Raw genomic sequence first — 23229 nt, forward strand, 5'->3', positions numbered from 1 at the left:
AAAATGAATTTTGTCAATACTTTAAATAAAAATATTTATAAAAGTTTAGTTTAATAGACTAAGATTTATTTATATAATAAACTAAAGGATAAAAAATGAAAAAGTTTTTTTATGGTTTTGTGGCTTTGATTGCTGTGTTTTTTATTATTGTTTATACCATGCTTTTTACTAATTTTGGAAATGGTATAATTGCTAATATAGCTCAGGATAAAATTAAACAAAACACAGGATTAGATCTTAATATCACGCATTTTAGTCTGCGTTTTTCAAGTCTTGATATTAAGGCAAATCTTCCAAATGTGGCTAATTTTAGTATAGAGGGGGATTTAAGCCTTTTAAAACTAGCTTTTGATTTAGATTATAAAATCGCTTTAGATCTAAAACATGCTAAAAATTTAGCTTTAAATTCAGATCAAAATTCAAATTTCATTGGAAAAATTAAGGGCAAAGCAAGCGATTTTATTATAGATGGTAAAGGCTATTTATTGGGATCTGAAGCATTTTTAGATGCTAGAGTGTATGATTATAATCTTATTGCTTTGAATTTAGATGCGAAAAACATTAAAATTGAAGAATTATTGCATTTTTTATCTTATCCTGTTTATGCTAAAGGTTTTTTAAATGCTCAGGCGAAAATTTCAGCTCAAGATTTAAAACCTGATGGAAATATTATCATTAAACTTGATACAAAATATATAAACTATGAGGCTATAAAAAAAGATTTTTCTTTAGATTTGCCTCTTGATTCTAATCCTAAAGCAGAAATTCTAGCTGATATTAAAAATGATAAAATCCATGTTGTAAGCAAGATTTATAATGATTATTTTATCTTACAGGCTAAAAAAACTCTTTATGATATTAATAAAAATACTTTGGATACAGATTTTACACTTCATATTCCTTCTCTTGCAAAGCTTGAGAGGCTTACTAAGACAAGGCTTAATGGAAGCATGCTAATATCAGGTGAAGCTAGTTTAACCAACCATGCTTTATCAGCTTTAAATGCTCAACTTACAGGACTTGGTGGAGAAATAAAGGCAAATTTAGAAGATAAAAAGCTTTTCGTTGTTGTTAACAAAGCACGTCTTGAGAAATTATTAGCCCTTGGAGGTTATGGGGATTTGATTAATGGGGAATTGAATGCAAAACTTATTAATGCGGATTTAGATTTTTCTAATTTTGATTTTGAGGCAAAGATTGATAATGTAAAATTAAATACAAATGAATTTAAAAATATAGCTAAAATAAAGCTTCTTGATACTATGTTAAGTTTAGATGCTAAGGCTAATGCTAAAAATAATGATATTTTTTATAATGCTGTTTTAACATCTAATGTATTAAATATCAAAAAATTTAGTGGGAATTATAATCTAAAAAATGGTGAATTAATAGCAGATTTTAATGCTTTTATAGATGATTTATCCCAATTAAATTTTATAAATGGACAAAATATAGAAGGTAAAGCAGATATTAATGCTAAGGTTCATGTCTTAGATAAGAAAATACAAAATTTAGCTTTAAATGCTAAGCTAGCAGATAGTGTAATCAAAGCTATTTCAAAGGGCAAAAAACTGGATTTAAATATTGATAATCTTGATTTATCTAAACTCTTTGTCATAGCAGGTATGCCAAATTATGCTAGTGGGATTATTAATGCAAAAGGAAATTTAGATGATTTGGATTTAAATCATCTAAGCGGGAATATGGATTTGGAAGCTAAGGGTGTATTTAATGCTGCAGTTTTAAGTAAAATTTTAAGTAAAAAATTTCCAAATAATACAAATTATGATTTAAATACTAGGTTTAATTTTAATAAAAATATTATTGAATTTGATACTGTTTTAAATTCTTCTTTGGCTGATTTAAAAAGCTTTAAGGGTACTTTTGATGGAAGTAAAATGCTTTTGAATTCAGATTTTATTTTAAATGTGAAGGATTTTTCAAAATTAGGCTTCTTGCTTGATAGAAAACTTAAGGGTAAGGCAGAATTTGATGGGAAATTGCTTTTTGATAAAAGTTTTGATTTTACTATAAATAGTGCAAATCTTTTTGAAGGAAGACTTCAAAGTACGTTTAAAGACAATCTTTTAACCCTTAATGCAAATAGTATAGATTTAAGTAATTTAGCTCAGAGTTTGGATTTTATCGATATTTATCAAGGTAAGGCAAATCTTAAAGCAAATTATAATCTTTTAAATGAAAAAGGAGAAGTGTTTTTGGATATGAAAGATGGTAGATTAAAGCCTAATCTTATTACTAATACTTTAAAAATTTTAATCAGTAGAGATATTACAAACGATGTTTATAGTACCGTTAAGGCTAAGGCTTTGATCAATAAAGAAAATATTCAATTAGATTTAAATATGAAAGCGGATCGTTCCTATGTGTTGATTCAATCAGGTGCTTTAGATTCTAAAAGTGGTGCTTTAAATTTACCTTTTGATATTAAGTTTGATAAAGCGAATTTTAAAGGAAGCATTAAAGGAACCACAGAGCATCCTAAGATCAGTTTAAATGCCCAAAGTGTGCTTAATTCTATTAAAAATGTTATTGGAGTCAGACCAAATAATGATTCTAAAGATCCTGATAAAAAAACAGATAAAGCAATTAATGAATTATTAAATGATTTTTTAAGGTAAGTAATGTTTAATGGATTGATTAGAGAGATTGCAAAGGTAAGGTCCTATCATGCTAATGTCTTAAGCTTGAAGACTAAATACCGTCCTAATTTGGGCGATAGTTTAGCTGTCAATGGGGCTTGCTTAAGTGTGATAAATATTGATAAAGAAGGTTGTGAAGTAGAGCTTTGTAATGAAACACGCAAAAGCATTGTTGTTGAAAATTTAAAAGATGAAGTTCATATAGAACCTGCTTTAAGATATGGTGATAGGATCGATGGGCATTTAATGCAAGGGCATATTGATTTTATCGGTACGCTTGAAAAAATTCAAAAAGATGAAAATGGAATCAATTTTTTTATCTCTTTACCTAAAGAAGCTATGATGTTTATGGCACAAAAAGGTAGTGTAGGTATAGATGGGGTAAGTCTTACTATCAATGAAGTTTTTCATACAGGCATAAGACTTACAATCATACCTATTACTTTTAGAGAAACTTTATTTAAAAAATATAAAATAGGAAGAAAAATCAATATAGAAAGCGATTTGCTTGCACGTTATATTCATGTGCAATTAAAAGGCAAAGAAGGATTATCATGGGAAGAGGTAGAGAGAATTTCTTATCTTTATTAGACGATGAAAAAATAGGTATTTTTTGCGCTTATGATAAAGATTATCATTCTTTTAAAGCTAAAATACATTATGAAAATATTTTTTCACATTTAGGTGTTCAGGGTATAAAACAATGTGTTTTTATGGATCAAATTCATTCTAATAAGGTTAAGCTTTATGACCAAAATTTGAAAAATCTTTGTTGTGATGGTTTGATTAGCAAGGAGAAAAAAATCGCACTTTGTGTTTTAAGTGCGGATTGTTTGCCTTTGATTTTATATCATGAAGAGGGTATTATAGCAGCTTTGCATTCAGGTAGGAAGGGGAGTTTTGAAAATATTTTAAAAGTATGTTTAAATAAGATTATTTCAGAAAATCCTTGCTTAAAATTGAGTCAATTTCATCTTTTTATTTTACCAGGTATTTGTATGAAAAATTATGAGCTTAGTGGAGAGATTTTAGAATTTGCTAAACGAAATTTTGGATCCTTTATAAAAGGAAATAATTTGGATTTAAAAGCTTTGGTAAAATTCCAAGCTAAAAACTTAGGCATAAACCATATCCAAGATTGTGAAATTTGTAGTTTTGATAATGATAGTTTTTTTTCTTATCGCAGAAACCAAACTTCAAAACGTTTTGCGAGTGTAGTTTATTTAAAAGGCTGATTGTGTATGAAAAAAGAGATTTAAGAGTGCTTAAAATCATTCAAAAAGCAAGAGAATTTGGTGATGGAGATTTGCTAAATGAAGTTTTAGTATCTGAGTTGATTGATGCAAATTTTTTAGAGATCGATAATAAAGAGAAAGAAGATCTTATGATGCTTCTTAATTCTTTAATCAATGCTAAAGATAAGGCATTATTGAGTAATTAAAATTCTATATAGTTTTCAAAATCTGTTTCTTTTGGAGGATTTGCTTGATTAGAAGCTATGGTTTTTTTAACCACTTGTTCATAATTTGCTATGATATGCTTGAAATTTTCTTTTGCTTTGCCATTAAGTTCTGATTTAGTGATTTTAACAACAGATGCGGGGTTGATAGCTTTGTTATTAAGATATACGCCAAAATGCAAGTGTGGGCCTGTGCTCATGCCCGTTGAACCTACATAAGCGATTACTTGTCCTTGGTTTACCCTTTGTCCGTTTTTAATTTTAGCAAAGCGGCTTAAGTGTGCGTATAAGGTCATATAACCTGAGTCATGTTTTATTTGGATCACATTCCCATATCCTCCTTTTGTACCTACAAAGGTGATGATTCCTTTTCCAGCACTCTTTACAGGTGTACCAGTAGGAGCTACGTAGTCAATGCCAAGATGAGCACGATAGCGTTTGAGTATAGGATGATATCTTGCTGTTGTAAAAGGAGAAGAAATTCTCGTATAATTTACAGGTTTTGTCAGTAAAAATGATTCTAATTCTTTACCATCACGATCATAGAATATATCATTGTAGGAAAAAACTTCTTGAGCATTTTTATTGATTTCAACTGTTGCCATTTTGATATTAATATCGCCCCAAAGTTTCCCCATGCGTCTTTTTTGTTCATAATAAAGTGTAAGTTCATCGCCTTTTTGGATATTGCGAAAATTTATACTTCCACGAAAAGCACGAACCATAGCACGTGCTAGAGTACTGCTACCGCTTTCTTCATAAACATCTTGATAGGCTGAATTTTTGATGGTTAAATGCAAGATTCTGTCTTCTTTTTGATACGAAACAGGAGTAAAAGCAAGATTATATTGTCCATCTTTGTTTTTATAGATATGGATTTGTAAATCATCATTAATAGGTATTAATACTTGTTCTATATTATTATTTTCGTCTTTTAAAACTTGATATTTTATTTTATAGGCTATATCAGAAGCAAGTTCTTGATCTTCTCTATCAAGCCCATAATAAAGTGACATAGGTATGGAATTTCTTTGTAAAAATTTAAGTAAAGTGTCCCCATTATCCCAAGTGAGTTCTTCAACGCTTAAAGCTGCGAAACTTTTAATTACAAAGATAAATAAAAATAATATTTTTTTCATAATTTAATAGCCTTAATTTTTAAAAAGAATTTTTAAATTTAAAAGCTATATTTTACTTTATTTTTCTTACAATTACTTAAGAAAAAAGGATTATAATTTTAATTTAATTTTTATTCAAGGAGCAAATTTGCTTAGAATTATGATATGTTTTTTGGCTTTAAATTTTGGTCTTTTTGCAGTTGAGTTGAATTTAAAACCTATAAAAAGTGAACTTATAAAAGTTGATGATATTTATGGTTATATTAAAGACAGTCCTGAAATTAAGCTTCATTCTAGTGGGGTGGTGATACAGCATTTTAAAAATTCTCAAAGCATTATAGCTAGAGCAAGTGTTGTGGCTAAGGAAAACGGCTTGGTAAAATTGGAATTTAGCGTTTTTTCAGCTTTAAAACAAGAAGCCTTGCCTTTGCCTAATGTCTTGCCGCAAGTAGGGGATGAAGTGATTTTAAATTTTCTTTATGATAGGGGTTTGGTTATCGCACCTGATGAGCAAACTTATAAAGAGCTTATTAGAGCTTTTCCTCAGATATACTTTATCCATGTTGATATTTTTGGAGCACAATTAATTAGAACAGCAACCCTTTCACCTAAGCGATCGGATTTTAGACAATTTTGTGATGATAATGCAGTGGGTATTTTACTCATAGCTTTGGAGAATAAAGCAGAGTTGATTGATTGTCAAGATTTTAGTAAGCTTTATGAAATACCTATAGGTAAAGCAAGCAGCATTCAAGTGCCTTTTTATTCCCGTGTAGGTGGATATAAAAGTAATTTTTTTGACTTTAATATCCAAGAAATAGGCAATTATTATCAATATTATAATGCTTTAATTAATCTTCCTAAGACAGAGTAAAATCATGAAAAAAGAATTTGAGCAGTATTTTAAACAGCTTTTAGGAGAAGAAAATGCTTATTTTGATCCCATCCATAAAAGAGCTTATAGCTATGATGCGACAAAGAAGCATTATTTACCCGATGGTGTATTGTTTCCAAGATCTGAAGAAGACATAATTGAAATTTTAAAATTTTGCAATCAAAATAATATTATAGTGATACCAAGAGGTTCAGGTTCGGGGTTTACAGGTGGTGCTTTGGCTGTTAATGGTGGGATAGTGCTTGCTTTTGAAAAGCACATGAATAAAATTTTAGAAATTGATTTAGAAAATTTAGTAGCAGTAGTACAGCCTGGTGTTATTAATATGCATTTGCAAAAAGAAGTAGCCAAATACGGTCTTTTTTATCCGCCTGATCCTGCTAGTATGGAGTATTCTAGTTTAGGAGGTAATGTAAGTGAAAACGCTGGGGGTATGAGAGCAGCTAAATATGGCATTACAAAAGATTATGTAATGGCTTTAAGAGCGATTTTACCTAATGGAGAATTGATCCGTGCAGGCAAGAAGACTATTAAAGATGTTGCAGGTTATAATCTAGCAGGGATTTTGATTGCTAGTGAAGGTTCTTTAGCGGTTTTAAGCGAACTTACTTTAAGATTAGTGCCTTTGCCTAAATTTAAAAAAACAGCTTTTGCTATTTTTCCTAGTGTTAAAAGTGCTATGCAAGCAGTGTATAAAAGTCTTGCAAGTGGTGTAAGCCCTGTATCTATGGAATTTTTGGATAATCTTAGCATCCAAGCAGTGGAGCAAAAATTCCAAAAAGGTTTGCCTCTTGATGCGGGTGCTATTTTGATTGCTGATGTAGATGGTAATGTGAAAGAAGCTATTGATGAGGATTTGAAAAATTTAGAGCACTATTTTTTAGAATGTGGTGCTAGTGAATTTAAAATAGCAAAAGATGAGCAAGAAGCCGCAGATATTTGGTTTGTAAGAAGAAATTGTTCTCAAAGCATAGCTATATATGGTACTTTAAAGCTTAATGAAGATATTACTGTTCCTCGTTCTAAACTTCCTGCTTTGCTTGAAGGTATAGATGCAATTTCTAAAAAATACGGCTTTGAAATACCTTGTTTTGGCCATACAGGAGATGGGAATGTGCATACTAATATAATGATTCCAGATAAAAATGATAAAGAGCAAATAAAAAGAGGCTATGAAGCTGTTGAAGAGGTTTTTAAGCTGACTATAGAACTTGGAGGGACTTTAAGTGGAGAGCATGGAATAGGGCTTTCTAAAGCACCTTTTATGAATTTAGCTTTTTCAGATGCTGAAATGCAATTGATGAGAAATATTAAAAAAGCTTTTGATCCAAATAACATTCTTAATCCTTTTAAAATGGGACTTTAAAAGGATTAACTTTGAAAAAATTTTTTATGATTTTATTGAGTTTACGCGATAAAGAAATTTTAAATTATGCAGCTGCACTTAGTTTTTATACTATTTTATCCTTTATACCTATATTATTTGTGTGTTTTTCGGTTTTTACGCAGATTTCTAGTTTTAAGGTTTATTATCAAAAAGCTAAGCAAGTGATTTTTGCCTTTTTAATACCTGCACAGCAAGATGTTGTGACTGCTTATATTGACACTTTTTTGAAAAATAGTGTGAATTTGGGTATAGTAGGGCTTATTGCTATGACTTTTACTTCTTTGGCTTTTTTTTCAGGTTATGATTTTGTGATCAATCGTATTACTAAAAATCAATCTAAAGGGCTTTGGCAAAGCATTAGTTCTTATTGGACTCTTTTAACTCTTGTTCCTTTGGGACTTGGATTGAGTTTTTATATTTCGGGTTTTATCCAAGAAGCTTTAGACGATTATAAAATAGGTTTTAATTTTTTTGAAATTTTACCCTTTGTGATCATTTGGGGTTTATTTTTAATATCTTATTCAAGTTCTGTTCATAAAGGAAGCCTTAAAAGTTTGATATTTGTTTCTTTTGGTGCTGGAGTTATTTGGTATATAGTTAAAAATTTATTTGTGTATTATATAGTTTATAATAAAACTTATGCTAGCGTTTATGGATCTTTTTCTACTATATTGTTTTTCTTTATTTGGATTTATATTTCATGGATTATTTATCTTTTTGGTCTTAAGCTTTATTATTTTTTAAATCATAATTATGATGAAGGGAATAAAATTCGTAAAAACGCAAAGAAGGGCTAAAAATTTAAAACGTATTGAGATTAAACAAGCAATAAGATAAGTTATAAAAATCCAAAAAGGAATGTTTATATTTGTTCCATAGAGTTTAAATTTGAAAAACTCATCCAAAGCAAAATTGAGTAAATCCCCTTGATTGATTAAATGTAAAAACAATGTCAAGGGGTAAAATACTATAAAAACCGCACTCAAAATAATGCCTAAAAGTTGTTGATAACTGATTAAAGGGAAAAAATAAAGCACTGGTAAAATCATAGCAAAAAAGGTCCAAATATTAATAAAAATGATATTTGTCAAATTATTAAGTTTTGTTGAAAAATGATGTATATATAAAAAAATATAAAAAACCCCTAAAATAGAAAATAAAAATCCAATACTCAATAAAAGCCTAGGATAAAGGGCTATACATAATAAAATACTAGAAAAAAGAGTAAAAAAATGAACGATTTTTATATTTTTATAAGCTAAATAAAAAAACCCAAAGAGCCATAATTAAAGAGCGAATAAAAGAAGGAACAAAGCCTATTAAATAAGCATAACTTAAAAGAAAGGAAAAAACTAAAATACTTAAATCAAAGCGTAAATTCCTGTGAGGAAAATATATCTTTTTTGAAAAAAACCATAAAGAGAGGCTAAAATAAAAAAGATTAAGCTAAAAAGTAAGCCTATATGATAGCCACTAATTGCTATTAGATGTGCAATACCATAGTAATTAACATCATTTCTAAGTTCTAAAGATATAGGCAATGCGAAAAATAATGCACCATAAAATTCACGTATTTTTTCATTTTGGTGTTGGTTTAAAAAATAAGATACAATTAAATTGTGTTTTTTTTCTTGTAATTTTTCAAAATCATAAGCAGGAGCGTAAAAGTTTTTGCTGAGATAATTTTTAAAAGTGATATTTTGGGTTATGATTTTGAGATTGAGATATTCGTTTTTGCTTAAATTTAAGTCTTTAAAACTTGTAGTGTAAAAGGTAAAGTTTTTACTTTGTATTTTTAAAACCCAGTATTTTTTATTTTTTTTATTCTTTTTGTGTATTGGTGCAAGAGTAAAGCATTTTCTATGAGATAATGTTTTTGAGCTTTGAAATTTAAAAAATTATAATATTCTAAAAGGATATTGAAAGTAAAAATAATAAAGACACCTAAGAATAAATAGCACAATTCCTTAAAAACTGTATAAAAATAATTCCATAAAGGCATTATTTTTTGGAAAATCGACTCAGATAAAACCAAATCATTCCTGCAAGTAGGAGTAAAAATAAAGGTGTGATATAAGCATAAGAGCTAATTTTATCAAAAATGGTTTCAATAATGTGCCCAAATATATAAGCAATTAATCCTAAAGTAAATGCCCATATGAGACTAGCTAGAGTGTTAAGTGCTAAAAATTTTGTAAAATTATATTTTGCTATACCTGCTGCTATAGGGATAAAGGTTTTTAATCCATAAATAAATTTTTGACCTATAAGTAAGAATGTTCCATACTGCTTGATTTTCATCATAGCTAGAGCGAGTTTGCGTCGATGTTTTTTAAAATAAGGCATGATGTCTTTTTTGTAGTATTTCCCAAGAATAAAAAGAAGAGTAGAACCTAAAGTATTGCCAATAAAAGCTAAAATAATACAAAGACTAAGATCCATTTTGCCTTGAGAGCTTAAAACCCCTGCGGCTAAAATTCCAACCATTCCTCCACCTAAAGAATAAAAAAATAAAACAATATAGCCATATTTTATTAAAGTGTCTATCATATCTTGCATAATAAGCCTTTATTTAGCATATTCTACAGCTCTTAATTCGCGTATGACATTAACTTTAATTTCGCCTGGATATTGCATTTTTTCTTGAATTTCGGCTGCTATTTCTTTTGCTAAAAGCACGCTTTCATCATCATTGACCAATTGAGCATTAGCAATGACGCGGATTTCTCTTCCTGCGTTAATTGCATAAGCGTTTTTAATACCTTCTTTGCTTTTGGCAATTTCTTCAAGTTCGCTTACTCTTTTTAAGAAAACTTCTAAAACTTCTCGTCTAGCACCAGGTCTTGCAGCACTAAGAGTATCAGCTGCACATACAGCGGCTGATTCAATGCTTATTGCTTCTTCGTGTCCATGATGGGCATAAATTGCATTGATAACGACAGGATGTTCTTTATAGCGTTTGCAAAGTTCAGCACCTAAGTCTACATGAGAACCTTCAAAATCATGTGTTAAAGCCTTGCCTATATCATGTAAAATTCCCGCACGACGTGCTAAATTTTCATCACCTCCGCATTCAGCAGCAATAATTCCTGCTAGATGAGCTACTTCTAAAGAATGTGCTAAGGCGTTTTGTCCATAACTTGCACGGTATTTTAGTTTTCCTATGAGTTTGACAATTTCAGGGTGTATTTTACTTAAACCTAAATCCATGACTATGGTTTCGCCTTCTTCTAAGACGGCACTATCGAATTCTTTGCATACTTTTTCATGGATTTCTTCTATGCGTGCTGGTTGTATTCTTCCATCTTCGACTAAAAGTTCTATAACCTTTGTGGCAATAGCACGACGATAAAGATTAAAACAACTTACAATAATAGCACCTGGAGTATCATCAATAATAATATCAACGCCTAAGACCATTTCTAAGGTTTTTACATTCCGGCCTTCTTTGCCAATAATACGACCTTTAAGATCGTCATTTTTAATATTAATAACATTAATAAGTCTTTCAGCAGCAAATTCCCCTGCAAAACGAGAGGTGGCTTGTGCGATAATATAATTTGCTTTTCTTTTAGCCTCATTTTTTGCTTCTTCTTCATATTTTCTTACTATGTGTGCAATTTGTTCGCGAGAATTCTCTTCTACTTTTTTAAGGATGATCTCTTTGGCTTCATCTTGCGTAAATCCTGTAGAGTGTTCTAAAATTTTTAAAACATCATCAAGTTTTTCTTGATAATTGCTTTTTAGTTTATTAACGTCAAATTGTAGATCTTGTATTTGTTTTTTTGATTTACAAAGCTGTTCTTTATCTTCTTTTAATTTTTCTTCTTCTTGCTGAAGTTTTTGTTCTTTTTTAAAAAGTTCATCAAATTTTTGATTAAAATCTTTTTGGATTTTATGAACTTTTTCTTCATATTTTTTTTTGACTTCTAACTCAGCATTAAGAATTGAGTTATTTGCATCTTTTAAGACAAGTTCTGCTTCATATTCTATAGCTTTAGCTTTAGCTTTAGCTTGTTCTACAAAAATTTCGTATTTAGTATCATTGATCTTTTTTGCGATCAAATACCCTATACCAACTCCAACTACGGCAGTTATAAGCGCGATAAGTGATTCTATCATTTTTTCTTTCTTTCTTGTAATATTTTTTATAAGGGTTTATATATAATTTCGCCGAAATATCATGCTTTTGTGTTAAATTATGTTGAGTAAAAGCATCAATACTTTGGACAAATATTATATGAGGTTTATGGTTGAGATCTTTAAAAAATCTGTCATAAAAACCTTGCCCATGTCCTATTCTTTTTAAATTTTTATCAACACCAATAACAGGCACTATAGCTATGTCGATTTTTGTTTTTAAAAAAGAATTCATAGGTTCTAAAACCCCAAACCTTTTTTTAATAAAAGGTAGCCTTAATTTTACAATTTTTAAACTTTTATCTTGCATAAATGGAACAAAAAGTTTATAATTTTTGCTAAGAATGTGACGAAACTTTAATAGATTAGGTTCGTAACTTAAAGGAATGAAAATTAAAATATTTTTAGCTTTAAAGAATTTTATTATTTTTAAGCATTCTTTAAATATTTTAAAATCTTGCTTAAAATGAGATTTTTTGTGTTTTGAAAGACGTGTTTTTTGTAAAATTCTAAAGTCTGTTTTTTCCATGAATACATGCCTTTTAAAAACTTATTATCTTATATATGTTATAATTTTAGCATTTTATAATTGAGAATAAAGGAATAAGTTAAGATGAAAATTAAAAAAATATTTTCATTGATGATTATAGTTTATTTATTGGTTGCTTGTAGTAATGAAAAAACAAAGCAGCAAAGTGATGCAAATGCTACTATAGATTCTAGTCTAAGTCAAAGTGATGAGATGAAATTTAGCCTTAATTTGACCGATGGAGGCACCTTTTTTATCAAAAAAGAAAATTCAGTTTTAAATTTTGATAATAAAAATAAGGCAATTTTATTTGTGTTTTTTACTACTTGGTGTACCCCTTGTATTGCTGAGGTTCCACACCTTAATAAAATGCAAGAAAAATATAAAAATGATTTTAGCATAATAGGTGTTTTATTAGAAGATAAAACTAATGATGAAATCAATCAGTTTATAAAGCAACATAAAATAGTTTATAAAATAGCCAATGGAGAGAATAATTATCTTCTAGTCAAAGCTTTAGGCAAGGTAAATGGTATTCCTACTATGTTTCTTTATAATAAGCATGCTAAATTGATCAATCAATATTTAGGACTTATTCCTGAAGAAATGTTAGAAATTGACATTCAAAAGGCTGTATTTTAATGTTTAATTTTTTAAAAAAAGGACTGGCTAAGACTCTTGAAAATATAGTAAATATCAAGGGCGAAAATAAAAAAATAACTAAAGATTTACTTGAAGAAATTTTACTTGAGGCGGATGTGAGCTATGATATAGTAGAAGAAATCATTTATTATTTGCCGCCTCAAAATGAAGTAAAAAAAGCGGATTTAAAGCGTGTGATGGGTGCTTATTTTTCTTATGAAAAATTTGAAAAACAACAGATTAAGCCTTTTATAGAACTTGTTTTAGGGGTAAATGGTGCAGGTAAGACAACAAGTATTGCTAAGCTTGCTTATCTTTATAAAAAGCAAAATCAAAAAGTGATTTTAGGAGCTTGTGATACTTTTAGAGCAGGAGCTATTGAGCAATTAAGACTTTGGGCTGATAAAATTGGAGTGGAAATAGTTTTAACCCAGCAAGGCCATGATCCTTCAGCAGTGGCTTATGATACTATTAATAAGGCTATAGCAAGGGATTTTGATAGGGTTATTATTGATACAGCTGGGCGTTTGCAAAATCAAAAGAATTTAGCAAATGAGCTTGAAAAAATTGTCAGGATCTGTGATAAGGCCTTAAAAGGAGCACCGCATAGAAAAATTTTAGTACTTGATGGTACCCAAGGAAATGCAGGGATTTTGCAGGCAAAGGCTTTTAATGAACTTGTAAAACTTGATGGAGTGATTATTACAAAACTTGATGGTACGGCTAAAGGTGGAGCCCTTTTTAGTATAGCAAGAGAGCTTGAACTTCCTATTCTTTATATGGGAGTAGGTGAGCAAATGACTGATTTGCAAGAGTTTGATGCAAACAGTTATTTAGATGCTTTATTAGATCCTATTTTTGAGTAATGGCAAAAAATAAAGCACTTTTTGAATGTCAAGCTTGTGGAAATCAGCAAAGCAAATGGCTTGGAAAATGTCCAGAATGTGGTTCTTGGGATAGCTTTATAGAGTTAAAAGCAGATCAAATTAAGGCTTTAAAAGAACTTGTTAGTTTATCTCACAAAGCTAGTGAGGCTATTTGCATTGAAGATGTAGAACTTGAACATTTTACAAGATGTAGCACAGGTGATGATGAGCTTGATTTGGTTTTAGGTGGGGGTTTGGTTGAAGGATCTTTAGTGCTTATAGGCGGGAGTCCTGGTGTGGGCAAATCTACGCTTTTATTAAAAATTGCTTCGAATTTAGCTAAACAAGGTAAAAAAGTCCTTTATGTTAGCGGAGAAGAGAGTAAAGCACAAATTAAATTAAGAGCTGATAGACTTGAAGCTAATACGCCTAATTTATTTTTGCTTACTGAACTTTGTCTTGAAAATATCTTAGAAGAAGTGCATAAAAAAGATTATAAAATTCTCATTATTGATTCTATACAAACTTTATATTCTAATAAAATAACTTCCGCAGCAGGAAGTATTACTCAAGTGCGCGAAATTACCTTTGAACTTATGCGTGTAAGTAAAGCTTTTAATATCAGCACTTTTATTATAGGACATATTACTAAAGAAGGTGCGATTGCAGGACCTAGAGTGCTTGAACATATGGTTGATGTGGTGCTTTATTTCGAAGGAGATGCTACTAAAGAAATCAGGCTTTTAAGAGGTTTTAAAAACCGTTTTGGTGGTACAAGTGAAGTGGGTATTTTTGAAATGACAGCTAAAGGTTTGATGAGTGCTAAGGATTTAGCTAATAGATTTTTTACTCGTGGAAAAGCAATTTCAGGAAGTGCTTTAGGTGTTGTAATGGAAGGTTCTCGTGCTTTGGTTTTAGAAATTCAAGCTTTAGTTTGTGAGAGTTCTTACCCTAAACGTAGTGCTACAGGATATGAAAAAAATCGTCTTGATATGCTTTTGGCTTTGCTTGAGAGAAAACTTGAAATTCCTTTAGGTCATTATGATGTGTTTGTAAATATTAGTGGGGGTGTAAGAGTGAGTGAGACTGCAGCGGATTTAGCAGTGGTTGCAGCTATTATTTCTAGTTTTAAAAATCGCCCTTTAAGTAAGGATAGTGTGTTTATAGGAGAGCTTGGTTTAAATGGAGAAATTAGAGAGGTTTTTAGTCTTGATGTCCGTTTGAAAGAAGCAAAAATGCAAAAATTTAAAAATGCTATCATTCCTTCTAAGCCTTTAGAAGATATGGGGATTAAATGCTTTATCACTAAAGAACTTACTCAAGTTTTAGAATGGATGTGATTTTCATTAAAATATAAGCAAGGATTGAGTAGAATAAGCACTTAGAATAAAATTTTTGAGGAAATTATGAAAGATTTATTTTTATTTAGTTCTTTGCTTGACTCCAGTCATACTTTTTCTTATTTTTTCCATTTAGGTTTAGTAGCTTTGATTGCTGTTATTGTATCTATGATGGCTACTCGTTCTATGCAACTTGTTCCGCGTGGTATGCAAAATTTAGGCGAAGCTTTTTTAGAAGGAGTTTTGTCTATGGGTCGTGATACCATGGGGAGTGAAAAAAGTGCAAGGAAATATCTTCCTTTAGTAGCAACTTTAGGGATTATTGTTTTTTTTAGTAATATTATAGGTATTATTCCAGGATTTCATTCTCCAACTGCAAGTTTGAATTTAACACTATCTTTAGCAATTATCGTTTTTGTTTATTATCATTTTGAAGGCATTAGAACGCAAGGTTTTGTAAGATACTTTGCACATTTTATGGGACCTATTAAATTACTTGCTCCTTTGATGTTTCCTATAGAAATTGTTTCTCATCTTTCTCGCGTTATATCTTTATCTTTCCGTCTTTTTGGAAATATTAAGGGTGATGATTTATTTTTAATGGTAATTTTAGCTCTTGTTCCTTATATTGCTCCTCTTCCAGCTTATGTGCTTTTAACTTTTATGGCTTTTTTGCAAGCTTTTATTTTTATGATTTTAACTTATGTGTATTTAGCAGGTGCGACTGTGATTGAGGAAGGTCATTGATTTATCTTTTGGAATTTTTTAAAGGTGCGTCTTTAGCCTTGATGGTTTTTGCCGCCTTTTTTTTCTTTTTTAAATTCAATTCTTTTTTGTATCTTTGTTTAGGACTGATTCCGGGTTTACTTCTAACTTTGGTTTTTATTTTGCTTTTAGAAAATTATGAGCTTAAAAATCAAAATAAGGATTAACTTTGTTTTTCAACACAAAGTTCTTCCTTAAGTAAATGTTTCACAGCTTCGTAAATTTTAATAGCTGCTTTAGATTTATTCATGGTATAAAGATGAATTCCATCCACCCCGCTAGTAATTAAATCAACAATTTGATCTATTGCATAGGCAATTCCAGCATCTTCTAAAGCTAGAGTATTGTTTTCGTATTTTTCCAAGATTTTAGTAAATTTGGGCGGAATTTTAGCTCCGCAAAGTTGAGAAATTTTTAAAACTTGTCTTTTGTTAGTAATGGGCATGATTCCTGCATAAATGGGGATATTGATATTTGCTAAGGCACAATTTTGTTTAAAAGTATAAAAAGTCTCATTATCATAAAAAAGTTGAGTGATAAGCTTGTTAGTTCCTGAATTGACCTTAATTTTAAGATGATGTATATCTTCAATGAAATTTTTAGCTTCATTGTGTTTTTCAGGGTAGCAAGCTGCATAAATTTCAAAGCCTCCTTCTTCTTGGATAAAAGAGATTAAATCACTTGCGTAAGAAAAATCCTTGCTTTTTTCTACACTATTACATACATCTCCTCTTAAGGCAAGAATTTTTTCAAGTTTTCTTTCTTTGCATTGTTTAAGTATAGTTGTAATTTTATCTTTATTAGCATGGATGCAAGGTAAATGCACTATGCTAGGGAATTTATATTGATCTTGAATTAAAGTAGCAGTTTCTAAAGTGTTTTTTGAATTAACAGAACCTCCAGCACCAAAAGTCACACTAATGAAATTAGGGCTTAATTGCCCTAAATCATCTAAAATAGTATTGAGATTTTTAATGCTTTCATCTTTTCTTGGTGGGAAAATCTCAAAAGAGAAACTACACATAAAACCTCCTTTTATAAGCTTTCTCTTATTTTTTGTGTAGCAATAACTAAATTTTTAAGAGCTGCTATTACTTCTTCATAAGATCTTGTTTTAAGTCCACAATCAGGATTGATCCAGATTTGTTTTTTAGGTAATTTATTTAAAATTTGTTTTATAGTGATGCTTAATTCTTCTACACTTGGTACCCTAGGACTGTGTATATCATAAACTCCTGGTCCTACTTCGGTTTGGAAATGGATAGCTTTTAAGGTGTCTAAAAGACTAAGATTTGATCTTGAAGCTTCAAAAGATATCACATCTGCATCCATAGCATCAATTTCTTTTAATATATCATTGAATTCACTATAGCACATATGGGTGTGGATTTGTGTTTCGGTTTTTACTCCACTGTGTACAAGATTAAAAGCAGGAATAGCCCAGTCTAAATACTGACTATGCCAATCGCTTTTTCTTAAAGGCAGCTTTTCTCTTAAGGCTGCTTCATCAATTTGTATGATTTTAATACCTGCATTTTCAAGATCTAAAACTTCATCCCTTAGAGCTAAGGCTATTTGTTGGGCACTTTCTTTTAGGCTAATATCTTCTCTTGGAAAAGACCAATTTAGTATGGTTACAGGGCCTGTAAGCATGCCTTTTACGATTTTTTTACTTAGACTTTGAGCGAATTTAGCCCATGCTAAGGTAATAGGTTTAATACGGGATACATCGCCCCAAATTACAGGAGGTTTTACACATCTTGTTCCATAGCTTTGTACCCAACCGTTTTGAGTAAATAAAAAACCTTTTAAATTTTCTCCAAAATACTCTACCATATCATTTCTTTCAAATTCTCCATGTACAAGAACATCAAGTCCTATTTCTTCTTGTATTGCTATACATTCTTTAATTTTTTGTTGATTGAATTCTGTATAGCTTGTAGCTGAAATTTTTTCTTGTTTAAAGGCAAGACGATTTGATCTTACATCAGCACTTTGAGGGAAAGAACCTATGGTTGTAGTCGGTAAAAGAGGAAGTTGTAAAAATTCTTTTTGAATTAAAATACGTTTTTTAAATTCAGGTTGTCTTATAAAATCTTCTTTTTTGAGGGTTTGAAGCCTGGCTTTAACTTTTTCATCTGTACGTTGAGGGATATTTTGAAATAATTCTTGATTGGTTTTTAAAAGAGGATTTTCTTCATTAGTATTTAGAATTTCTTTAAGTTCTTTTAATTCTTTAAGTTTTTCTTTTGCAAAAGAGAAAATTTTAAGATAACTTGGGTTTAATTGCTTTTCAAATTCTGTGCTATAAGGCACATGTAAAAGCGAACAAGACGTGTTTAAAACGATATTTTTAGTATGCTTTTGAAGTTCTTTAATGAGTTTTAAGCTTTTTGTGTAATCATTAGCATAAATGTTTTTCCCATTGATTATCCCTGCAAAAAGTATTTTGTCCTTGGCAAAACCGTATTTTTCTATCAGCTTTAAACTTTCTTTTCCTTCTATAAAATCAAGCCCTAAGCCATCAAATTGAGTTTGTAAAAGTTTAGGATAAATGTCTCTTACATCACCAAAATAGGTTTGAAGTAAGATTTTAAGATTTTGCTTATGATTTAAAAGCTTTGTGTACAATTGATCAAATAAAGCTAGATCATTTTGATCTAAATCATAAACTAAATAAGGTTCATCAAATTGGAGCCATTGCACTTTTAATGTGTTTAATTTAGTTAAAAGTTCTTCATAGGCTTTTAGGAGTTTTTCCTTAGCAAGTTCTTTAGTCTTTTCGTCTTTAAAATTAATGAGTTTAAAAAGTGTAAAAATTCCTATTAAAACAGGTTTTGTTTCTATGCCTAGTTCTTTTGCTTCAAGGTATTCTTTAAAGATTTTATCCCCTACTAAGGCTATGGCATTTGCATCATCGCATTCAGGTACTAAATAGTGGTAATTTGTATTAAACCATTTTTTCATTGCTAAAGCTGTGGTGTCTCCATTTTTGCCTTGATAGCCGCGACTTTGAGCAAAATATTCATCCAGGGGTTCTAAATTTAAATTTTTATATTTTGTGTGGATGATGTTAAAAAGCACAGCAGCATCTAAAACATTATCATAGAATGAAAAATCATTACTAGGAATAAAATCAATTCCAAAGTTTTGGATCTCTTGCCAGTGTTTTGTTCTTAAATTTTTAGCAATTTGCAAAAGTTCTTCTTTTGAACTTTGATTTTTAAAGTATTTTTCAACGCCAAATTTTAATTCTCTATTTGCACCTATTCTTGGGTAAGAAATGATTGAATTTTTCATATTTTTCTCCTTAAAATGTAGGGATTAAAGCACCCTGGTATGTATCTTGTATAAATTTTTAACTTCATTGCTTTGTAAGGCTTTGATTAAAGCCTTGATTTTAGGAAGGTTTTCATTCCCTTGCTTTACAGCAATGATATTGCTATATTCAGCGTATTTGCTTTCTGTATAGAGTCCATCTTTTACAGGATTTAAGCCTGCTAAAATAGCAAAATTACTATTAATAAGAGAATAATCTACATCCTCTAAACTTCTAGCAAGTTGTGCGTCTCTTAATTCTATGAATTTAAGCTTTTTAGGATTGTTTGTGATATCTAAAGGGATGATAAGCTCATTGCCCTTGATCTCTATAAGTCCTGTGCTTGCTATAATTCTTAAAGCACGGCTTTCATTCGTAGGATTATTGGGTATAGAGATCTTTTCTCCTCCTTTAGGGGCGAATTCTTTGTGTTTTTTAGAGTATATAGCCATAGGTTCTATATGAATGCTAGCTACTTTTATAAGATGAGTGCCTTTTCTTTGATTGAATTCTTTTAAATAAGGCTCATGCTGAAAATAGTTTGCATCAAGCTCACCGTTTTCGACCATAATATTAGGAATTACCCCATCATTAAATTCATAAATTTTTAAATTATAACCTTGCTGTTGCAAAGTAGGTTTAATAAATCTTAAAATATCAGCATGTGGAGTGATAGAAGATCCAATTTTTATTTCTTCATTTACCCATACAAAACCGCTAAAAAGAGTTGCTACGCAAAAAACTTTTGCAAATACAGTCATTTATCCTCCTTATGTGAAGCTGAATTTATTGCTGCTATTTTAAAAATAAAAAAGCTTAAAAGTGTTTTACTCACTTTATAATTTTTTAAACTAAATATGAGTGGATTCATTGTTTTCCTTAAAAATTATTTTATTTTAAGGATAAGAAGATAGTAAAGTTTTAGATGGTTCTAAACCATAAGTAAGATTGTAAATTCATGAAAAAATAAATTTTGTGACTTTTCTCTACATTACATCTCCTTATCCGTCTTTTGAACCTTTGGAAATATAATGCCAAGCCAAAGGACGTACTAGATACTACACATCTGACACATCAGTTTCATTATTTTCTCCCTAGTTGTTGAATTTAATTTTGCAAGATTATAAAAGAAAATATATTAAAGAAAGCTTAATCCTTAAAATTTTTAAGGATTAAGCTTTAAATATTTTCAAGCTTTAATTTTTCATTATCCATCACACTTATATGTGAATTTAAAACTTTTTGTGCAATTTGTTTAGCTTCATCTAAAGAATGCATTTTATAAGTTCCGCATTGATAGATATTAAGTTCAGGAATTTTGCTTTGATCGCTTACATTTAAAACATCTTTCATTGCAGCTTCCCAAGCTTTAATAACGCTTTGTTCATCAGGAGTTCCAATCAAACTCATATAAAAACCTGTACGACAACCCATAGGTGAAATATCTATAATTTCAACCGAGTCAGAATTTAAATAATCTCTCATAAAACCAGCAAATAAGTGCTCTAAAGTGTGTGTTCCTTTTTCACTCATTATGTCTTTATTAGGTATACAAAAACGTAGATCAAAGACGCTAATATCATCACCTTTAGGTGTTTTCATGGTTTTAGCTAAACGTACAGCGGGTGCTGGCATTTTAGTATGATCAACTTTAAAACTATCAAGTAATGGCATTTTAACTCCTTATATATAAATTGTTTTGAAGATTATAGCATTTAAAACTAATATTTAAAGCCTTTCTAAAAGAAAAATCGATAAAATAAAGCATTAAAATTTCAAGGAAAAATCATGTTTGAAGTAGTTATAGGACTTGAAGTTCATACTCAATTAAATACTAAAACGAAAATTTTTTGTTCATGTGCAACTTCTTTTGGAGAAAATGCTAATACCAATGTTTGTCCTACTTGTTTAGCTTTGCCTGGGGCTTTGCCTGTTTTAAATGAAGAAGCTGTTAAAAAAGCTTTAGCTTTTGGAAAAGCTGTAAATGCAACGATTAATAAAAAAAGTGTTTTTAATCGTAAGAATTATTTTTATCCTGATTTGCCAAAGGCTTATCAAATTTCACAATTTGACATTCCTATAGTAGAAAAAGGAGAGTTGTTTATCAATGTAAATGGAGAAAACAAACGCATAGGTATTACAAGGGCGCATTTAGAAGAGGATGCAGGAAAAAATATCCATGAAAATAATTTATCTAAAATAGATTTAAATCGTGCAGGAACGCCTTTGCTTGAAATAGTGAGTGAGCCAGAGCTTAAAAGTAGTGATGAAGCGGTGGCTTATCTTAAAAAATTGCACGCTATTATACGTTTTTTAGATATTTCTGATGCAAATATGCAAGAAGGAAGCTTTAGGTGTGATGCTAATGTGAGTATAAGACCTAAAGGAGACACTAAGCTTTATACTAGGGTAGAGATTAAAAATCTTAATTCTTTCCGTTTTATTCAAAAAGCTATAGAATATGAGATAAAAAGACAAAGCGAGGCTTGGGAGGATGGTACTTATGAAAAAGAGGTAATCCAAGAAACTAGACTTTTTGACACTACAAATTTAATTACAAAAAGCATGCGTGATAAAGAAGAAGCTGCAGAGTATCGTTATTTCCCTGATCCTGATTTACTACCTGTTTTATTAAAAGATGAATTTTTAAGTATAAAAATCCCTGAACTTCCTGATGAGAAAAAAGAGCGTTTTATTAAGGATTTGAGTATAAAAGAAAGTGATGCAGAAATTCTTGTAAGTTCGCTTGAAATGAGCCATTTTTTTGAAAATTTGATTTCTCAAAATTTAAATCCTAAACTTTGTGTTAATTGGCTAAATACTGAGCTTATGGGACTTTTAAAAGGAGAGCTTACCATAGAAAATTCTCCTGTAGATGCTAAAAAACTTGGAAAATTGATCCAACGCATAGAAGATGGTACTATAAGTGCAAAAGCAGCTAAGGATGTTTTAGCTTATGTTTTTGAAAATACTTCTATAGAGATTGATCAAGCCATTAAACAATTAGGACTTGAACAAGTGAGTGATGATTTGGCTATTGAAGTAGTGATTGAACAAATCTTAAATGCAAATACAGATAAAGTTTTAGAATATAAAAATGGTAAAGATAAGCTTTTTGGATTTTTTATAGGGCAAGTTATGAAAGAGGGTAAGGGGGCTTTCAATCCTGGTAAGGTTAATACAATTTTAAAAGCAAAGCTTGGTTGATGAGTATAGCAGTTATTGGTGCAGGAAAATGGGGCAGTGCTTTACATTTGGCTTTAAAAGAAAATCATATTTGCTTTATTAGTTCTCCTCATCCGCGCGATTTGGAGGATTTTGTAAGTATAAAACAGGCTTTAGAATGTGAGTATGTCGTTTTTGCTTTAAGTTCTCAAGGTATTCGTGCATGGCTTAAGGAGCATTTTATTTATAAAGGACAAAAAATTTTAATCGCTTCAAAAGGCATAGAAGATCAAACTTGTCAATTTTTAGATGAAATTTTTTTAGATTTTATACCAAAGGAAAATTTTTGTGTTATAAGTGGCCCTTCTTTTGCAGCTGAAGTAATGCAAAAGCTTCCCACAGCTTTAATGATTAGTGGTGCTAATTTAGAACTTTGTAAAAAATTTGCAAGTTTTTTTCCTGATTTTATTAAAACTTATATTGATGATGATGTACGTGGTGCTGAAATTTGTGGAGCTTATAAAAATGTTTTGGCTATTGCAAGTGGGATTAGTGATGGCTTAAAATTTGGCAATAATGCAAGAGCAGCATTGATTTCAAGAGGGTTAATAGAAATGCATCGTTTTGGAAAATATTTTGGTGCTAAAGAAGAAACTTTTTTAGGACTTAGTGGGGCAGGAGATTTGTTTTTAACAGCTTCTAGTGTACTTTCTAGGAATTATCGTGTAGGATTAGCTTTGGCACAAAATAAAACCTTAGAAGAGATTTTACATGATTTACAAGAAGTAGCAGAAGGGGTTAAAACAGCTTATGCTATTGAGAAATTGGCAAAGTCTAAAGGTATTTATACTCCTATTACTAATGAGATAGTAGCGATTTTTAGAGGTAAAAGTGTTTATGAAGCGACGCAAAAATTATTAAGACAAAATGATGATTGAGGAAAA

21 protein-coding genes and 2 pseudogenes are annotated in these 23229 nt (G+C 30.2%); 14 read left to right on the plus strand and 9 right to left on the minus strand.

Going from position 1 to position 23229, the window contains the following annotated elements:
• Positions 1-95: 95 nt before the first annotated feature.
• From GRQ01_RS01205 to GRQ01_RS01220, 4 genes are read left to right on the plus strand one after another with little or no spacing between them, the layout of a single operon-like run.
• The gene (locus tag GRQ01_RS01205) at positions 96-2639 is read left to right on the plus strand and encodes a translocation/assembly module TamB domain-containing protein (RefSeq protein ID WP_158334032.1); all 2544 of its coding nucleotides are present in this window, start codon (positions 96-98) and stop codon (positions 2637-2639) included.
• Between the two features lie 3 nt (positions 2640-2642).
• Positions 2643-3251 carry a riboflavin synthase gene (ribE, locus tag GRQ01_RS01210; protein WP_158334033.1) on the plus strand — a complete coding sequence of 203 codons (609 nt, stop codon included), beginning with the start codon at positions 2643-2645 and terminating at the stop codon, positions 3249-3251.
• Positions 3215-3895, plus strand: coding sequence for a purine nucleoside phosphorylase YfiH/LACC1 family protein (locus GRQ01_RS01215; protein ID WP_158334034.1), 681 nt, complete (start codon positions 3215-3217; stop codon positions 3893-3895). Before ribE ends, GRQ01_RS01215 begins: the two co-directional genes overlap by 37 nt.
• A gap of 2 nt (positions 3896-3897) precedes the next feature.
• Positions 3898-4101, plus strand: coding sequence for a hypothetical protein (locus GRQ01_RS01220; RefSeq protein WP_203121125.1), 204 nt, complete (start codon positions 3898-3900; stop codon positions 4099-4101).
• Here the strand turns inward: GRQ01_RS01220 and pgp5 are convergent.
• Complete coding sequence (gene pgp5, locus GRQ01_RS01225; RefSeq protein ID WP_158334036.1) at positions 4098-5258, minus strand: peptidoglycan metallopeptidase Pgp5; 1161 nt, start codon at positions 5256-5258, stop codon at positions 4098-4100. The genes GRQ01_RS01220 and pgp5 overlap by 4 nt on opposite strands.
• A 139-nt stretch (positions 5259-5397) precedes the next feature.
• Here pgp5 and GRQ01_RS01230 point away from each other — a divergent pair, with 139 nt between their 5' ends.
• From GRQ01_RS01230 to GRQ01_RS01240, 3 genes are read left to right on the plus strand one after another with little or no spacing between them, the layout of a single operon-like run.
• Positions 5398-6111 carry a plasminogen-binding N-terminal domain-containing protein gene (locus tag GRQ01_RS01230; protein ID WP_373447879.1) on the plus strand — a complete coding sequence of 238 codons (714 nt, stop codon included), beginning with the start codon at positions 5398-5400 and terminating at the stop codon, positions 6109-6111.
• Positions 6112-6115: 4 nt separating this feature from the next.
• A complete protein-coding gene (locus GRQ01_RS01235) occupies positions 6116-7498 on the plus strand; it encodes an FAD-linked oxidase C-terminal domain-containing protein (RefSeq protein WP_158334038.1) in 1383 nt (460 codons plus the stop codon).
• 11 nt (positions 7499-7509) lie between these two features.
• The gene (locus GRQ01_RS01240) at positions 7510-8316 is read left to right on the plus strand and encodes a YihY/virulence factor BrkB family protein (protein WP_158334039.1); all 807 of its coding nucleotides are present in this window, start codon (positions 7510-7512) and stop codon (positions 8314-8316) included.
• On the opposite strand, the pseudogene GRQ01_RS01245 reads toward GRQ01_RS01240, so the two are convergent.
• The 4 genes and pseudogenes from GRQ01_RS01245 to GRQ01_RS01260 all read right to left on the minus strand — a co-directional run bounded on the left by GRQ01_RS01245 (position 8260) and on the right by GRQ01_RS01260 (position 12188).
• Positions 8260-9521 (minus strand): annotated as a pseudogene (locus GRQ01_RS01245) (ComEC/Rec2 family competence protein). The gene GRQ01_RS01240 and the pseudogene GRQ01_RS01245 overlap by 57 nt on opposite strands.
• The gene (locus GRQ01_RS01250; protein WP_158334040.1) at positions 9521-10078 is read right to left on the minus strand and encodes a DedA family protein; all 558 of its coding nucleotides are present in this window, start codon (positions 10076-10078) and stop codon (positions 9521-9523) included. The pseudogene GRQ01_RS01245 and the gene GRQ01_RS01250 overlap by 1 nt, the downstream one beginning before the upstream one ends.
• Before the next feature lie 9 nt (positions 10079-10087).
• Positions 10088-11641: a ribonuclease Y gene (gene rny / locus GRQ01_RS01255; RefSeq protein ID WP_158334041.1), complete on the minus strand. Its 1554-nt coding sequence runs from the start codon at positions 11639-11641 to the stop codon at positions 10088-10090.
• A complete protein-coding gene (locus GRQ01_RS01260) occupies positions 11562-12188 on the minus strand; it encodes a 5-formyltetrahydrofolate cyclo-ligase (RefSeq protein WP_158334042.1) in 627 nt (208 codons plus the stop codon). The genes rny and GRQ01_RS01260 overlap by 80 nt, the downstream gene beginning before the upstream one ends.
• Before the next feature lie 84 nt (positions 12189-12272).
• Between GRQ01_RS01260 and GRQ01_RS01265 the strand changes: the two genes are divergently transcribed.
• The 5 genes from GRQ01_RS01265 to GRQ01_RS01285 all read left to right on the plus strand — a co-directional run bounded on the left by GRQ01_RS01265 (position 12273) and on the right by GRQ01_RS01285 (position 15968).
• Positions 12273-12830 (plus strand): TlpA family protein disulfide reductase, encoded by a 558-nt coding sequence (locus GRQ01_RS01265; protein WP_158334043.1) that lies wholly within the window; start codon positions 12273-12275, stop codon positions 12828-12830.
• On the plus strand, positions 12830-13696 hold the full coding sequence (gene ftsY, locus GRQ01_RS01270; protein ID WP_158334044.1) for a signal recognition particle-docking protein FtsY: 867 nt from the start codon (positions 12830-12832) through the stop codon (positions 13694-13696). Before GRQ01_RS01265 ends, ftsY begins: the two co-directional genes overlap by 1 nt.
• Entirely contained in the window at positions 13696-15036 is a 1341-nt protein-coding gene (gene radA / locus GRQ01_RS01275) for a DNA repair protein RadA (RefSeq protein WP_158334045.1), read from the plus strand. The genes ftsY and radA overlap by 1 nt, the downstream gene beginning before the upstream one ends.
• Positions 15037-15102: 66 nt before the next feature.
• Positions 15103-15783 (plus strand): F0F1 ATP synthase subunit A, encoded by a 681-nt coding sequence (locus GRQ01_RS01280; protein WP_158334046.1) that lies wholly within the window; start codon positions 15103-15105, stop codon positions 15781-15783.
• A complete protein-coding gene (locus tag GRQ01_RS01285; RefSeq protein ID WP_158334047.1) occupies positions 15780-15968 on the plus strand; it encodes a hypothetical protein in 189 nt (62 codons plus the stop codon). The genes GRQ01_RS01280 and GRQ01_RS01285 overlap by 4 nt, the downstream gene beginning before the upstream one ends.
• Here the strand turns inward: GRQ01_RS01285 and metF are convergent.
• The 4 genes and pseudogenes from metF to luxS form a co-directional block, all read right to left on the minus strand.
• Entirely contained in the window at positions 15965-16825 is an 861-nt protein-coding gene (gene metF / locus GRQ01_RS01290; protein ID WP_158334048.1) for a methylenetetrahydrofolate reductase [NAD(P)H], read from the minus strand. The two genes, GRQ01_RS01285 and metF, sit on opposite strands and share 4 nt — an antisense overlap.
• Before the next feature lie 11 nt (positions 16826-16836).
• Positions 16837-19101 (minus strand): 5-methyltetrahydropteroyltriglutamate--homocysteine S-methyltransferase, encoded by a 2265-nt coding sequence (metE, locus tag GRQ01_RS01295; protein WP_158334049.1) that lies wholly within the window; start codon positions 19099-19101, stop codon positions 16837-16839.
• Positions 19102-19111: 10 nt separating this feature from the next.
• Positions 19112-19881, minus strand: a pseudogene (locus tag GRQ01_RS01300) (MetQ/NlpA family ABC transporter substrate-binding protein).
• 418 nt (positions 19882-20299) lie between these two features.
• The gene (luxS, locus tag GRQ01_RS01305; protein WP_158334050.1) at positions 20300-20794 is read right to left on the minus strand and encodes an S-ribosylhomocysteine lyase; all 495 of its coding nucleotides are present in this window, start codon (positions 20792-20794) and stop codon (positions 20300-20302) included.
• Positions 20795-20908: 114 nt separating this feature from the next.
• Here luxS and gatB point away from each other — a divergent pair, with 114 nt between their 5' ends.
• Together gatB and GRQ01_RS01315 are read left to right on the plus strand one after the other, a co-directional pair.
• A complete protein-coding gene (gene gatB / locus GRQ01_RS01310) occupies positions 20909-22327 on the plus strand; it encodes an Asp-tRNA(Asn)/Glu-tRNA(Gln) amidotransferase subunit GatB (protein ID WP_158334051.1) in 1419 nt (472 codons plus the stop codon).
• Complete coding sequence (locus GRQ01_RS01315; protein ID WP_158334052.1) at positions 22324-23223, plus strand: NAD(P)H-dependent glycerol-3-phosphate dehydrogenase; 900 nt, start codon at positions 22324-22326, stop codon at positions 23221-23223. Before gatB ends, GRQ01_RS01315 begins: the two co-directional genes overlap by 4 nt.
• The last annotated feature ends 6 nt before the right edge of the window (positions 23224-23229 follow it).

The organism is Campylobacter bilis (assembly GCF_016806695.1).
GTDB classification, from domain to species: Bacteria; Campylobacterota; Campylobacteria; order Campylobacterales; family Campylobacteraceae; genus Campylobacter_D; species Campylobacter_D bilis.

Bases quoted from the DNA above. Each gene is read 5' to 3' on its own strand.
- pgp5 (WP_158334036.1), bottom strand. From the start codon at position 5,258: ATGAAAAAAATATTATTTTTATTTATCTTTGTAATTAAAAGTTTCGCA.
- GRQ01_RS01235 (WP_158334038.1), top strand. From the start codon at position 6,116: ATGAAAAAAGAATTTGAGCAGTATTTTAAACAGCTTTTAGGAGAAGAA.
- GRQ01_RS01230 (WP_373447879.1), top strand. From the start codon at position 5,398: ATGATATGTTTTTTGGCTTTAAATTTTGGTCTTTTTGCAGTTGAGTTG.
- metF (WP_158334048.1), bottom strand. From the start codon at position 16,825: ATGTGTAGTTTCTCTTTTGAGATTTTCCCACCAAGAAAAGATGAAAGC.
- GRQ01_RS01265 (WP_158334043.1), top strand. From the start codon at position 12,273: ATGAAAATTAAAAAAATATTTTCATTGATGATTATAGTTTATTTATTG.
- rny (WP_158334041.1), bottom strand. From the start codon at position 11,641: ATGATAGAATCACTTATCGCGCTTATAACTGCCGTAGTTGGAGTTGGT.
- luxS (WP_158334050.1), bottom strand. From the start codon at position 20,794: ATGCCATTACTTGATAGTTTTAAAGTTGATCATACTAAAATGCCAGCA.
- GRQ01_RS01250 (WP_158334040.1), bottom strand. From the start codon at position 10,078: ATGCAAGATATGATAGACACTTTAATAAAATATGGCTATATTGTTTTA.
- GRQ01_RS01280 (WP_158334046.1), top strand. From the start codon at position 15,103: ATGAAAGATTTATTTTTATTTAGTTCTTTGCTTGACTCCAGTCATACT.
- ribE (WP_158334033.1), top strand. From the start codon at position 2,643: ATGTTTAATGGATTGATTAGAGAGATTGCAAAGGTAAGGTCCTATCAT.
- GRQ01_RS01205 (WP_158334032.1), top strand. From the start codon at position 96: ATGAAAAAGTTTTTTTATGGTTTTGTGGCTTTGATTGCTGTGTTTTTT.
- metE (WP_158334049.1), bottom strand. From the start codon at position 19,101: ATGAAAAATTCAATCATTTCTTACCCAAGAATAGGTGCAAATAGAGAA.
- gatB (WP_158334051.1), top strand. From the start codon at position 20,909: ATGTTTGAAGTAGTTATAGGACTTGAAGTTCATACTCAATTAAATACT.
- radA (WP_158334045.1), top strand. From the start codon at position 13,696: ATGGCAAAAAATAAAGCACTTTTTGAATGTCAAGCTTGTGGAAATCAG.
- GRQ01_RS01215 (WP_158334034.1), top strand. From the start codon at position 3,215: ATGGGAAGAGGTAGAGAGAATTTCTTATCTTTATTAGACGATGAAAAA.
- GRQ01_RS01260 (WP_158334042.1), bottom strand. From the start codon at position 12,188: ATGGAAAAAACAGACTTTAGAATTTTACAAAAAACACGTCTTTCAAAA.
- ftsY (WP_158334044.1), top strand. From the start codon at position 12,830: ATGTTTAATTTTTTAAAAAAAGGACTGGCTAAGACTCTTGAAAATATA.